We start from the raw sequence: 12,367 nt of genomic DNA on the forward strand, positions 1-12,367 counted from the left end.
ACGGCCTAGGCTGCACGCGTGGAACTGCACGCTCGGGCCGGACGCGCCGTGGTCGTCGGCGAGCGGGACGGGGTCGTCCACGAGGTCGATCCCGACTCGCTGGCGTTGCCGAGCGGCCTGGCCACCGCCCTGCACGAGTGGGCGCAGGTGGTGGCGGCCGTGAGCGGCTCCGGCGCGGCGCCCGGCGAGACCACCGCCGAGCTGGTGTCGCGCCGGGGGCGACAGCTCGCCGGCCGGCTCGCGCAGGCCATGGGGACCCCGGTCGACTACGCCGACCCGCTCCGGGGCGGGCTGGAGCGGGTGGAGGCGCCTCCGCGACCCGTCAGGAACGAGCCGGCCCCGGCTCCGCCCCCGTCTGTGCCCACCGAGCCCGCCGAGCCCACCCCGTGGGCGACCGGGCTGACGGTCAGCGCGCTCACGGCCGCGGTGGTCGCCACCGCCGTGGTGGGGCTGACGCTGGCGTTGGCCGAGACGCGGTGGTGGCTGGGCCTCGTCGCGAACCTGGTCGTGGTGGGCGGCCTCGCCCCGTCGGTGTGGCTGACCCGCGAACTCCCCGTGTGGCGGTGGGTGGCCTACGGCGTGGCCGCCGGTCTGGGCGCGGCCTGGTTCGCGTTGGCGTTGTCCCTCCTGGGCTGACCGCTCCGGCCGGAGGTGTCCGCCGAGGCTGAGGAGGCCGGAGGGGCTGAGGAGGCCGGAGGGGGTTCTGAGGGGGCGGACGGTTCTGCGAGCCCCGAGGGGGCTGAGGGTTCGGCGGGGGCCAGCGAGTCCAGCCAGGCCCGGTGCAGGCGGGCGAACCGGCCGTCGCCGCCGACCAGCTCGACGGGCGGCCCGTCCTCGACGATCCGGCCGTCCGCCATCACCAGGACGCGGTCGGCGACGAGCACCGTGGACAGCCGGTGCGCGATGATCAGCGCGGTGCGGTGGGCGAGCACGGTCTCCATCGCCGCCTGCACCGCGCGCTCGCTCGGCAGGTCCAGGCTGGACGTCGCCTCGTCGAGGACGATCACCCGGGGATCGGCCAGGAACACCCGCGCGAACGCCACGAGCTGCCGCTGGCCCGAGGACAGCCGGCCCCCGCGCTTGCGGACGTGGGTGTCGTACCCCTCGGGCAGGGCGCTGACGAACTCGTGCGCGCCCACCGCCGCCGCGGCCGCCTCGATCTCCGCGCGCGTCGCCCCCGGCCGGCCCAACGCGATGTTGTCGGCGACCGACCCCTCGAACAGGAACGACTCCTGGGTCACCATGACGACCGCGCGGCGCAGGTCGGCGTCGCTGATCCGGCGCAGGTCCACGCCGTCCAGCGTGACCGCGCCCTCGGTCGGGTCGTAGAACCGGGCGACCAGCTTGGCCAGCGTGGACTTGCCGGCGCCGGTGGCCCCGACGAGGGCGACCGTCTGGCCGGGGGGAACGTGCAGGTCGAGGCGGGGGAGCACGAGCGGGCCGTGGTCGGTGTAGCGGAACCCGGCGGCGTGGAACCGGAGTTCGCCGCGCGGGGCGGGCAGGGGGATCGGCCGCGCCGGCTCGGGCACGGCGGGCGCCTCCTCCAGCACCCCGGAGATCTTCTCCAGCGCGGCCGCCGCCGACGAGTAGGCGTTGGCCACCATCGCCAGCTCGTCCAGCGGGTCGTAGAGCTTGCGCAGGTACAACAGGAACGCGGCGAGCACGCCGAGTTCCAGCTCGCCGTGGGCCACCCGCCACGCCCCGACGGCCAGCACGACGACGGTGGTGAGATTGCCGAAGAGCCGGACGACCGCGGTGAACCGGGCGACGAGGCGCAGCGAGTCCCGGTGCGCCGCGCGGTACTCCCCGCTGAGACCGTCCATAATGGACTCGTTACGGCGCTCCCTGCGGAACGCCTGCACGGCCCTGATCCCGTTCATCGTCTCGGTGAGCTGGACGATCACCCTGGCGACCGTGGTGCGGGTGCGGCGGTAGGTCGACTGCGAGCGGCGCCGGAACCACCGCGCCACCAGGAACAACGGCACGAAGGTCGCGAGGACCGTCAGCCCGAGCGGCTGGTCCAGCCACACCAGCAGCACCGCGACGCCGACGACGGTCAGGGCCGAGGACATCAGTCCGTCCAGGCCCATCTCCAGCAGGTCGTCCAGCGCGTCGAGGTCGCTGGTCATCCGCGAGATCATCCGGCCGGACGTGTAGGACTCGTGGAAGGACAGCGACAGGCGCTGGGCGTGGTCGAAGACCCGCTTCCGCAGCTCCAGCAGCACGTCCTGGCCGATGCGCCCGGAGAGCCGGAGGAAGGCGTGGCGGAGCACGGCCGTGGCGAGGGCGCAGCCGAGGTACCCGCCGACGTGCCAGGACAACGGGCCGGGCCGGCCGGCGATCGCGGCGGGGACGCCGGTGTCGATGGCCGTGGCGATCAGCAGCGGGCCGGCGAGCTGGGCCACGTTCTCCGCGACGACCAGGACGAGCGCCAGCAGGACGCCGGCCGCGTGCGGCCGCAGCAGCGACCGGAGCAGCCGGCGGGACCGGGCCTGGAGCCGGACGCCGACCCGGCGGTCGACCTCCTCCCGGTCCTCCGCGGCGACCCCGCGCCAGTCGTCGTCGTGCGCGGTCGCCGGCGTTGGCCGGGTCGACTGGTCCGTGTCCGTCGGACGGCCGCCGGTCGGGCCAGGGTGGGGACGGCTCATCGCGCCACCGCCTCCCTGACCTGGTCGCGGGTTGGCCGCTCCTCGCGTCGCACGTCACCCCCGACGACCAGGGTCCCGGGGACCTCGGTGTCCATTGTGGACATCAGCGTGCGGTACTCGCGGCAGGTGGCGGACAGCTCCTCGTGCGTCCCGACGGCGGCGATCCTGCCGTCGGACAACAGCGCGACCCGGTCCGCCAGCCGCACGGTGCTCGGCCGGTGCGCCACGACGAGCGCGGTGACGTCGCGCAGCACCCGGCGCAGGGCCGCCTCGACCTCGGCCTCGGTGTGCACGTCGAGGGCGGACAGCGGGTCGTCGAGCACGAGCACCGCGGGCCGCCCGAGCACCGCGCGCGCCAGCGCGAGGCGCTGCCGCTGCCCTCCGGACAGGGTCAGCCCCTGCTCCCCGACGCGGGTCGACAGCCCCCACGGCAGCGCGTCGACGAACTCCTCGGCGCACGCGACGCGCAACGCCGCGCGCACCTCCTCGTCGGTGGCGTCCGGCATCCCCAGCCGCACGTTCTCCCGCACGCTCGCCGAGAACAGCACCGGATCCTCGAACGCCACGGCCACGGCCCGGCGCAGGTCGGCGAGGCGCAGGTCGCGGACGTCCACCCCGTCCACGAGCACCCGGCCGCCGGTCACGTCGTAGAGGCGGGGGACCAGCGCGGTGAGCGTGGTCTTGCCGCAGCCGGTCGCGCCCACCAACGCGACCGTCTCCCCAGGGCGCACCTCCAGGTCCACGCCCCGCAACAGCTCCCGGTGGGAGCCGGGGTGGGCGAAGCGCACCCCCTCGAACCGCAGGCGACCCCGCGCCGGGGCGGGCAGGGCGCGCGGCCGTTCCGGGTCGGCGACCGAGACCGGGGCGTCGAGGACCTCCCACACCCGCTCGCACGCGGCGGCGGCGTTGTTGGCCTCGGCGAGCATCCACCCCAACGAGTCGATCGGCCAGCGCAGGTAGCTGGTCGTCGTGATCGCGGCGACCAGCGTGCCGACGGTCATCGCGCCGTGGGCGATCGCGTGGCCGCCGACCGCGAGCTGACCGGCGAGGGCCAGCTCGGGGAGCACGATCCCGACGGTCCACTGCACCGCCAGCATCCTGACCCGCCGCAGCTCCCGCCGCCGCAGCTCCCTCGCCTGCGCCGCGAACCGCCGGGCCAGGTGCGGCCCCCTGCCGAACGCCTTGAGCACCCGGACGCCCAGCACCGACTCCTCGACGGCGGTGGCCAGGTCCCCCACCTGGTCCTGGCACTGCCGGGCCACCTCGCGGTACCGGCGCTCGTACCGCGCGACCAACGCGATCATCGGGAGCGTCGTGGCGACCTGCACGGCCGCCAGCACGGGCGACAGCCACAGCAGCAACAGCGTCCCCGTCACCACCACGAGCGTGTTGACCAGCAGGAACACCACGGAGAAGTTCATGAACCGGCGGATGGTGGCCAGGTCGCCGACGGCGCGGGAGAGGAGCTGGCCGGACTGCCACCGGTCGTGGAAGGCCGCCGGCAGCCGCTGGAGGTGGTGGTAGAGGTCGGCGCGCATCCGCCGCTCCACCCCGGTGATCGGCCCGCTCAGGACCCGGCGGCGCACCCAGAACAGGCCGGCCTCCAGCACGCCGAGGCCGAGCACCGCGAGCAGCAGGGGCGGCAGCGCGCCGAGGTCGCCGTGGGCCACCGGGCCGTCCAGCACGCCGCGCAGCACCAGCGGCACGGACAGCCCGGCGAGCGTCGCGGCCAGCGCCGCGCCGACCGCGAGCGCGACCGCGCCCCTGACCGGCCGGAGGTAGGGGCCGAGCCGTCGCAGCACCGCGAGCGTGGAGCGCCGGTCCCGCCGCGCTGGTCGAGTCACCATCACCGTCCCCCTGGTCAGCGTGCGCGACGCTACGGACGCCGCGGGGGTGGGGCATCTCGTTTCCCGTCGGCCGCCGGCCCGCTGACCTCGGCATCCGCCCGCCCGCCAGCGGTTCTCCCACGACCGAAAACCACTCGTTCGTGTGGTCCGGGGGCTCGGCGCGGCCGGCTCGGCGCGGCATCATCGGACGGGTGACGCGACCCGAGGCCGTGCGCTACTACCTGACCCCGCGAACCATGGCCTTCCCCCGCGGTCGGCTGTTGGCCACCCGGCAGGGGCGGTTGCTCGTGCTCGCCGCCGACGGGTGGGTCACCCTCGGTCGACACCTGCCCAGCGGCGTCGAGCCGTTGACGCGGGAGCGGGCCGAACAGTGGTGCCGCCGCGAGGAGATCGACCCCGCCTGGCTCGACGCCGTGCCCACGCCGACGAGGTAGGGTTCCCGGCCGCGCTCCGGCCCAGCCGTCGGGCTGGGTCGTGTTTCAGAAGTGAGGTGACCGGCGGCGGGGTCGGTGGCCGGAACGTTGTCGCGGACGCCGACGGGCTGGTCGTGTGGGACGTCAGCGTGGATTCCACGATCACGCCCGCACCAGCACGCCGCCGATGCGCGGAACGGGGATCTTCAGGTCGAGCCGCTCGACACCGACGCGGGGGTGCGCCGAAGGATCACGGGGTGGGGTGGTTGCGGGGTGGGTGGACCAGCACGCTCCACCTGGCCTGCGAACAACAGCGGTGGCCGGTGGCGGCCGTTGGCTCTGCTGGTCACCGCTGGGCAACGGGGTGCCAACCCGCAGGTCACGACGGTGATCGAGGTGATCCGGGTGCCCGTGCCAGACGCCGGCCGTCCACGCGCCCGACCGGACCGGGTTCTGGCCGGCAGGGCCTACATCTGCCGGGCCGACCGGGCCTCCCGGCGTCAGTGGAAGATCAAGGCGTCCATCGACCACCCCGCGTGACCAGGCTGCCCATCGCACGGCTCAAGGCTCCCACGCCGGACGGCCAGCCGTGATCGACACGCAGGTCTCCGAGCAGAGCCACGCGGTGGAGAGCGGCATCAACATCTGGCCACGCCACATCTGAAACACGGGCTGGTGGTCAACGGGCCGGGGCCGAGCGCGGGGTGTCGCGCGAGAGCGCCCGGACGACCGACAGCGCGGGCCCCGCCGGCAGGTCGTGCCGCCAGGCCAGGGAGATGCGCTGCCAGAGGGGAGAGCCGAGGAGCGGTCGCCACGTCAGCTCGGGCTCGTGGCGCGTCGCGTGCTCCGGGAGCAACGCGACCACGTTGTCGTTGGTGGTGAGCTGCACCACGAACGAGGTGTGCCGCTGACTGGGGCAGGCCCACGTGTCCGGGACCCACCCGTGCTGGCGGCAGGTCGCCAGCACCTCGTCGTGGTAGCCGGGCGCGGTTTCCCGGGGGAACCACGCCAGGCGTTGTCCCCCGAGGTCCGCCACCCGCAGCTCGGCCCGCGTGGCCAGGGGGTGCGCCACGTGCAGCACCACCCCGAGCGGTTCGGTCACCAGGGTGAGCCGGCGCAGGTCGTCGGCGTCCACCGGCTCCCGCAGCAGCCCGAGGTCCAGCTCGCCGGCGCGGAGCAGGTCCGGCTGGGCGGCCGTCGTGGTGTCGTGGAACGTGGCCACGGCCCCCGTGCCGAGGGCGGTCGTGGCTTCCTTGACGCGACGCAGCAGGGCGGCGTCCACTCCCGACGGCAGACCGACGCGGACCTCGGGGCTCGCCACCCCGGCTGCGGCGCGCACGGCGGCGAGGCCGCGTTCGGCCTGGGTGAGCAACGCCCTGGCCTCGTCGAGCAGGACCGCGCCGGCCGGGGTCAGCGACACGCCGCGCGGGGAGCGCTCCAGCAGCGGAGCGCCGACCGTCCGCTCCAACGCCCTGATCTGCTGGCTCAGCGACGGTTGGGCGATCCGCAGCCGCCGCGCCGCCCGCCCGAAGTGCCGCTCCTCGGCCACGGCGCGGAAGTAGGACAACCGCCGGAGGTCCCAGGTCACCCGGCAACGATAGGCAACGCCTATCGCGCGAGTGGAAACCGGTCTTGGACGGGTCGACCCGGCCGGCCGTGTACTGGCTGTCAGGAGGCGCGGAGACCGCGCGCCAACATTCCTGGGGGAGGCCCACACCGTGTTCCTGATCCTGTTGGACTACCGCGCTCCGCTCGCCGAGATCGACCGGCTGCTGCCGGCGCACCGCGAGTACCTGGAGCGGCACTACGCGGCGGGGACGTTCCTGATGTCCGGCCCCCGGTCGCCGCGCTCCGGCGGCGTGATCCTGGCCGAGGCGGAGGGACGCGACGCGTTGGCCGCCGTCGTGGAGACCGACCCGTTCGTCACCGCCGGCGCCGCGACCTACGAGATCGTCGAGTTCGTGCCGACCCGGGGCGCGGTGCCCCGTGTCTGAGCGGATCGCGGTCCTCGGCAGCGGGCGGATGGGCGACGCGCTGGTCGCCGGCCTGGCTCCCCACCACACCGTCCTGTGGGGCAGCCGCGAGCCGGAGCGGATCGCCGCCAGGGCGGGGGAGCTGGGCGCGACCCCGGTCGACCACGCGCGGGCGCTCGACGCCGACATCGTGTTCTCCGCGCTCTGGCACCGGGACGAGCTGCCGTTCGCCCGGCGGCACCGCGCGGCGCTGGCCGGAAACATCCTGGTCAGCATGGCCAACCCGTACAACGAGGACTACACCGACTTCACGACCCCGCCGGACTCCTCGGCCGCGGAGGCGCTGGCCGCCGCCGCGCCGGAGTCCGTCGTCGTGGGCGCGTTCAAGAACACCTTCTGGGGTGTGTTCGCGAAGCCGGAGTTCCCGGAGGGGCTCAGCGACGTCCTGGTCACCGGCGACGACGATGACGCCCGCCGGCGGGTGATGGCGGCGCTGGCTCCGATGCCGTTCCGGTTCCTCGACGCCGGCCCGCTGTCCCGGAACCGCACGATCGAGCGGATGACGTTGCTGGCCCGCGAGCTGTCCGTCCGCTACGGACACCACCCGTACGTGAGCTGGCGGCTGCTCGGCAAGCCGGAGCCGGAGGAGAGCTGACGCGACGGCGTTGGCACCGGCGCGGGCGCTTGAGACGGCGGAAGCGGGAGGCGTGGCCCACGCCTCCCGCTTCCGCCGTTCTCCGTCTCACGTGTTCCCGGTGTTCCGGGTGTTCCCGGTGTTTCTCAGCCGCGCTGGGTGCGGACGCCGAGCAGGACGTCCTCCCAGGACGGCACGATCGGGTGGTTCTTGCGCCCGCGCCGGGCGCCGCCCTGCTTGCCGTCGCCCTCCGGCTCGCCCTTGGCGGCCGGCGCGGCCTGGTGCTCCGGCCGGTCCGCGGGCCGCTCGGGCTCCCGCGCCGCCCGGTCCGGCTCGGGCTCGGCGGCCGGTGTCGTGCCGGTGACCTCCTCGGGACCCCGATCGTCGGCCGCGCCCTGCTCGTCGATCCGCAGCGCCTGCCTGGCCAACGGGGTCACCGGTCGCACGGTGCGGAGCTGCCGGTTCGGGGAGGGGTCGATGAGGTCGGCGGCGTGCTCGTCCAGCGCGGTCACGGTGCCGCCGTGCGCGCCGGGGTGGTACACCCAGTGCGCCCGGTTGTCCGAGCGCCCCGCCGTCCAGCGGAGCTGGACGACCCACTTGCCGTCCTCCCCCCGCCAGGAGTCCCAGCTCACCTGCGAGTAGTCCTGGCCGCGCAGCCCGAAGGCGTGCGCCACGACCTCGCCGAGGGTCTGCACGTCGGGGCCGTCCGCGCGGACGGGGTGGGCGCGCTGCGCCAGCTCGGCCGTGCGCGACCGCTCCAGCAGCACGGGGTAGGCGAACCGCTCGACGCGGTGCGGGGGCATGCCGGCGACCTCGGCGACCTGGCTGACGGACTCGCCGGCGCGGATGCGGGCCTGGATCTCGCGAGGACGCATGGGGCTCTCCGTCCCGGTCTGGATCTGGTCGAGCCGGGCGAGGCCGCCGCGGAGCGTGGCCAGCAGATGCTCGTCCGCGGGCACGGTGAACCGTTCGCCGCGCGCGGGGTCCTCGAGGATGACGTTCCTGCCGTCCTCGTCGAGCCCGACCACGCGCAGCGCTCGCATCACGGCCTCCCCACTGACTCCACCTCGCCGGTCCGACGGTAGGCCGGCGCGCCACCGTGACGAGGAAGGCGCGCCGGGTCGCACCGCGATCCGATCGCGATCCGGGCGTGATCTTGCCCGGTCATGACCGGTGTTGCCAACGTGAGAACTACTCAAACCGGAAGGAGTACGCCACCGGAGGAACGCCGCGCCGTCGCCTAACCGAGGTGTTCCACCACCCAGTCGACGCACGCGGTCAACGCGGTCACGTCGTCCGGCTCGACCGCGGGGAACATGCCGACGCGGAGCTGGTTGCGCCCCAGCTTGCGGTACGGCTCGACGTCGACGATCCCGTTGGCGCGCAGCACCTTCGCCACCGTGGCGGCGTCCACGCCCTCCACGAAGTCGACGGTGCCCACGACCTGCGACCGCTTGGCCGGGTCGGCCACGAACGGGGTGGTGACCTCGCTGCCCTCGGCCCAGCGGTACAGCCGCGACGAGGACTCCGCCGTGCGCGAGACGCACCACTCCAGGCCGCCGTTGCCGAGCATCCACTCGATCTGGTCGGCCAGCAGGAACAGGGTGGCCACGGCCGGGGTGTTGTAGGTCTGGTCCTTGACCGAGTTGTCCAGCGCGGTGGGCAGCGACAGGAACTCCGGCACCCACCGGTCGGAGCGGCCGATCTCGGCCACCCGCTCCAGCGCCGCCGGGCTCATCAACGCGATCCACAGCCCGCCGTCGGCGGCGAAGCACTTCTGCGGGGCGAAGTAGTAGACGTCGAAGTCCTCGGCCCGCACGGGCAGGCCGCCCGCGCCCGAGGTCGCGTCGACCGCGACGAGCGCGTCGCCCGCGCCCTCCGGCCGCCGCACCGGGACCATCACGCCGGTCGAGGTCTCGTTGTGCGCCCAGGCGATCAGGTCGCAGCCCTCCTGGGCCACCGGCTCCGGCGCGTCGCCCGGCTCCGCGCCGACCACCACCGGGTCGGACAGGAACGGCGCGCCGGCGGTGACCTTGGCGAACTTCGCGGAGAACTCGCCGTAGGTCAGGTGCAGGGAACGCTCGCGGACCAGGCCGAAGGCCGCGGCGTCCCAGAAGGCGGTGGTGCCGCCGTTGCCGAGCACCACCTCGTAGCCGTCGGGCAGCGAGAACAGCTCGCGCAGGCCGGAGCGCACCCGGCCGACGAGGGACTTCACCGGCTTCTGCCGGTGCGAGGTGCCCATCAGGGCCGCCCCCTCGGCGGCGAGCCGGGCGAGCTGCTCGGGGCGGACCTTCGACGGCCCGCAGCCGAAGCGGCCGTCAGCGGGCCGGAGGTCGGCGGGGATCTGCAACGTGGTCGGATCGGCCGTCTGCGTCATGCGGCGCCTCCCGGGGCGAGGTCGTACGCGGGTCCTGGCCGGCGCCGTTGCCGGGCTGACAGTGTGGCAGTCGAGTGTCCTTCGGGTGACGCCCGGGTGGCGGAAGATCCGCCGCCGCGGGGCCCGGCGGGGCCGGTTGTCACGGGGCGAAGTCCGTCGCGCCGCAACACTTCTTGTACTTGCGCGCCGACCCGCACCAGCACGGGTCGTTGCGGCCGGGCGGCCACGCCGTCGTCCGGTCCCTGCGGGCCAGGTCCGCCGCGTACCAGGCGCGGGTCATGGGCGCGGCGGGGTCCAGGTCGTTGTCGGCGACGAAGTCGGCGTAGTCGTCGACCGAGCCGACCGCGAGGCGCAGCGACGAGTTCGACGAGGCCCGGCGCAGGGCGGCCTCCACCTCGTGCCGGTGCGCCCGGTGCGGATCGTCGCTGGTGGTGTGCCCCGGATAGCTCTCCGGCCACCGGCGCAGCAGCGCCGTGAACTCCTCCCGCGGCCAGTAGACGACGGCGACCCGCTCCACGGGGTGACGCCGCTCCTCCGCCCACGCCAGCTCCTGGAACCGGTCGGCCAACGACTCCCTGGCGAGCACCGCGACGCCGTCCCAGTCGTCGGGCGGCTGGTCGAGGGCCTCCCGCACCTGGGAGCGCACGGTGAGCAGGTCGAGCAGCGCCAGGTCGCCGAGCGCCTCCTCGGAGTCCAGCTCCTCCAGCGGGCCGTAGCAGCGGGCGATGCCGGCGTTGGCCCAGCGCAGCGCGGCGGAGAGGTCGCCGGCCTCCTCCAGCACCTCGGCGGCGCACTCGTAGGCGCCGGGGTCCTCCGGCCGGGCGGACCACAGCTCGTCGAGCAGGGACCGCGCCCGCTCGGACCGGCCGAGGTCGAACAGGAAACCGGCGTACAGGGCGCGTCCGACGGCGGACTCCGGTCCGTGTCCGGCGGCCACGCGCTGGTAGAGCCGCTCGGCCCTGTCCACGTCGCCGGCCAGGTGCCACTCGCCGGCCGCCTCCAACAACAACGCGTCGCGGTCCGCGCCGGGGAGGTCGGCCTCCGACTCGAACCGCCGGGCCTGGGCGACGTGTTCGGTGACGTCGCGGACCGTCATGGGTCCACGCTAACCCCGGTTCTCGACCGCTTCCAGGCAGACGACTTCCTGGCGGGCGGGTGGCGCGTCGCCGGGCCGTGGGGGCGTGCCGACTCCCCGGCGACGGGCCCGCGACGCGGCCTCAGGCGGTGTGGGTGATGGAGTCCCAGCCCTCGACGTCCTCGGGCCGGCGCGGGCCGGGCCCGACGTACTGCGCCGACGGGCGCACCAGCCGCCCGGTGCGCTTCTGCTCCAGGATGTGGGCGCACCACCCGGCGGTCCGCGCGCAGGTGAACATCGCCGGCATCATGTGCGGCGGCACCTCGGCGAAGTCCAGGATCACGGCCGCCCAGAACTCGACGTTGGTCTCGATCGCCCGGTCCGGCCGGCGCTCCCGCAGCTCCGCCAGCGCGGCCTGCTCCAAGGCCGCCGCGACCTCGTAGCGCTCCGCGCCCAGCTCCCGGCAGGTCCGCCGGAGCACCCTGGCCCTCGGGTCCTCCGCGCGGTAGACGCGGTGGCCGAAGCCCATCAGCCGGCTGCCCCGGTCGAGGATGTCGCGCACCACCCGACGGGCGTCGCCGACCCGCTCGACCTCCTCGATCATCGGCAGGACGCGGGCCGGCGCGCCGCCGTGCAGCGGGCCGGACATCGCGCCGATCGCGCCGGAGAGGCTGGCCGCGACGTCGGCCCCGGTGGAGGCGATCACCCTGGCGGTGAACGTGGAGGCGTTCATGCCGTGCTCGGCGGCGGACACCCAGTACGCGTCGATCGCCCTCACGTGCCGGGGGTCGGGCTCGCCGCGCCAGCGGGTCATGAAGCGCTCGGTGATGGTGCGGCACTCGTCGATCCGCCGCTGCGGCACGGCGGCGCGGCCGATGCCGCGCGCGGACTGGGCGACGTAGGACAGGGCCATCACCGCGGCCCTGGCGAGCTGCTCCCGCGCCTCCTCGTCGCCGATGTCGAGCAGGGGCTGGTAGCCCCAGATCGGGGCGAGCATGGCCAGCGCGGCCTGCACGTCGACCCGGACGTCGCCGGTGTGCACCGGGATGGGGAACGGCTCGGCGGGCGGCAGCCCCTGGCCGAACCGGCCGTCGACGAGCAGGGCCCAGACGTTGCCGAAGGTGATCTTGCCGGCGAGGTCCTCGATGTCGACGCCGCGGTAGCGCAGGGCGCCGCCGTCGCGGTCCGGCTCGGCGATCTCGGTCCGGAAGGCGACGACGCCCTCCAGCCCTGGTCGGAAACCCTGCTCTTCCCGCTGGACCGCGTCGTACGCCACCTGGTCTCCCCCGCATCCCCGACTCGGTCGACGATCTGTCGTTCGTCGATGTTGGTTCCCGGTGTCGGAAAGACCTTGCACCCGTTCGGCGGTTGGCGGCAATCGTCCAGCGGGGACTTTTCGC

At 74.7% G+C, this 12,367-nt stretch carries 12 protein-coding genes; 5 read left to right on the forward strand and 7 right to left on the reverse strand.

Translation table 11 applies throughout. The features are described from left to right. Positions 1-18 precede the first annotated feature (18 nt). Positions 19-636 (forward strand): DUF2537 domain-containing protein, encoded by a 618-nt coding sequence (locus tag LX15_RS16210; RefSeq protein WP_253670424.1) that lies wholly within the window; start codon positions 19-21, stop codon positions 634-636. Here LX15_RS16210 and LX15_RS16215 read toward each other — a convergent pair. Then, entirely contained in the window at positions 573-2,648 is a 2,076-nt protein-coding gene (locus tag LX15_RS16215; protein WP_253670425.1) for an ABC transporter ATP-binding protein, read from the reverse strand. The two genes, LX15_RS16210 and LX15_RS16215, sit on opposite strands and share 64 nt — an antisense overlap. Further along, on the reverse strand, positions 2,645-4,495 hold the full coding sequence (locus LX15_RS16220) for an ABC transporter ATP-binding protein (protein WP_253670426.1): 1,851 nt from the start codon (positions 4,493-4,495) through the stop codon (positions 2,645-2,647). Before LX15_RS16220 ends, LX15_RS16215 begins: the two co-directional genes overlap by 4 nt. A gap of 191 nt (positions 4,496-4,686) precedes the next feature. Here LX15_RS16220 and LX15_RS16225 point away from each other — a divergent pair, with 191 nt between their 5' ends. Both LX15_RS16225 and LX15_RS32530 read left to right on the forward strand, forming a co-directional pair. Further along, on the forward strand, positions 4,687-4,929 hold the full coding sequence (locus LX15_RS16225; RefSeq protein WP_253670427.1) for a hypothetical protein: 243 nt from the start codon (positions 4,687-4,689) through the stop codon (positions 4,927-4,929). 384 nt (positions 4,930-5,313) lie between these two features. Further along, a complete protein-coding gene (locus LX15_RS32530; protein WP_301304687.1) occupies positions 5,314-5,448 on the forward strand; it encodes a hypothetical protein in 135 nt (44 codons plus the stop codon). Between the two features lie 139 nt (positions 5,449-5,587). On the opposite strand, the gene LX15_RS16230 is transcribed toward LX15_RS32530, so the two are convergent. Further along, positions 5,588-6,496 (reverse strand): LysR family transcriptional regulator, encoded by a 909-nt coding sequence (locus LX15_RS16230; RefSeq protein WP_253670428.1) that lies wholly within the window; start codon positions 6,494-6,496, stop codon positions 5,588-5,590. Between the two features lie 130 nt (positions 6,497-6,626). Between LX15_RS16230 and LX15_RS16235 the strand changes: the two genes are divergently transcribed. Next, entirely contained in the window at positions 6,627-6,902 is a 276-nt protein-coding gene (locus LX15_RS16235) for a YciI family protein (RefSeq protein WP_253670429.1), read from the forward strand. After that, positions 6,895-7,536 (forward strand): NADPH-dependent F420 reductase, encoded by a 642-nt coding sequence (locus LX15_RS16240; RefSeq protein ID WP_253670430.1) that lies wholly within the window; start codon positions 6,895-6,897, stop codon positions 7,534-7,536. Before LX15_RS16235 ends, LX15_RS16240 begins: the two co-directional genes overlap by 8 nt. Positions 7,537-7,661: 125 nt before the next feature. On the opposite strand, the gene sepH is transcribed toward LX15_RS16240, so the two are convergent. The 4 genes from sepH to LX15_RS16260 form a co-directional block, all read right to left on the reverse strand. Continuing rightward, complete coding sequence (gene sepH, locus LX15_RS16245) at positions 7,662-8,558, reverse strand: septation protein SepH (RefSeq protein ID WP_253670431.1); 897 nt, start codon at positions 8,556-8,558, stop codon at positions 7,662-7,664. Between the two features lie 197 nt (positions 8,559-8,755). Then, entirely contained in the window at positions 8,756-9,892 is a 1,137-nt protein-coding gene (gene serC / locus LX15_RS16250; RefSeq protein ID WP_253670432.1) for a phosphoserine transaminase, read from the reverse strand. Between the two features lie 139 nt (positions 9,893-10,031). Continuing rightward, entirely contained in the window at positions 10,032-10,988 is a 957-nt protein-coding gene (locus LX15_RS16255; protein WP_253670433.1) for an SEC-C metal-binding domain-containing protein, read from the reverse strand. A gap of 121 nt (positions 10,989-11,109) precedes the next feature. Next, on the reverse strand, positions 11,110-12,243 hold the full coding sequence (locus tag LX15_RS16260; RefSeq protein WP_253670434.1) for a citrate synthase 2: 1,134 nt from the start codon (positions 12,241-12,243) through the stop codon (positions 11,110-11,112). Positions 12,244-12,367 lie beyond the last annotated feature (124 nt).

The organism is Streptoalloteichus tenebrarius (assembly GCF_024171885.1).
In the GTDB taxonomy this organism is placed as follows: Bacteria; Actinomycetota; Actinomycetes; order Mycobacteriales; family Pseudonocardiaceae; genus Streptoalloteichus; species Streptoalloteichus tenebrarius.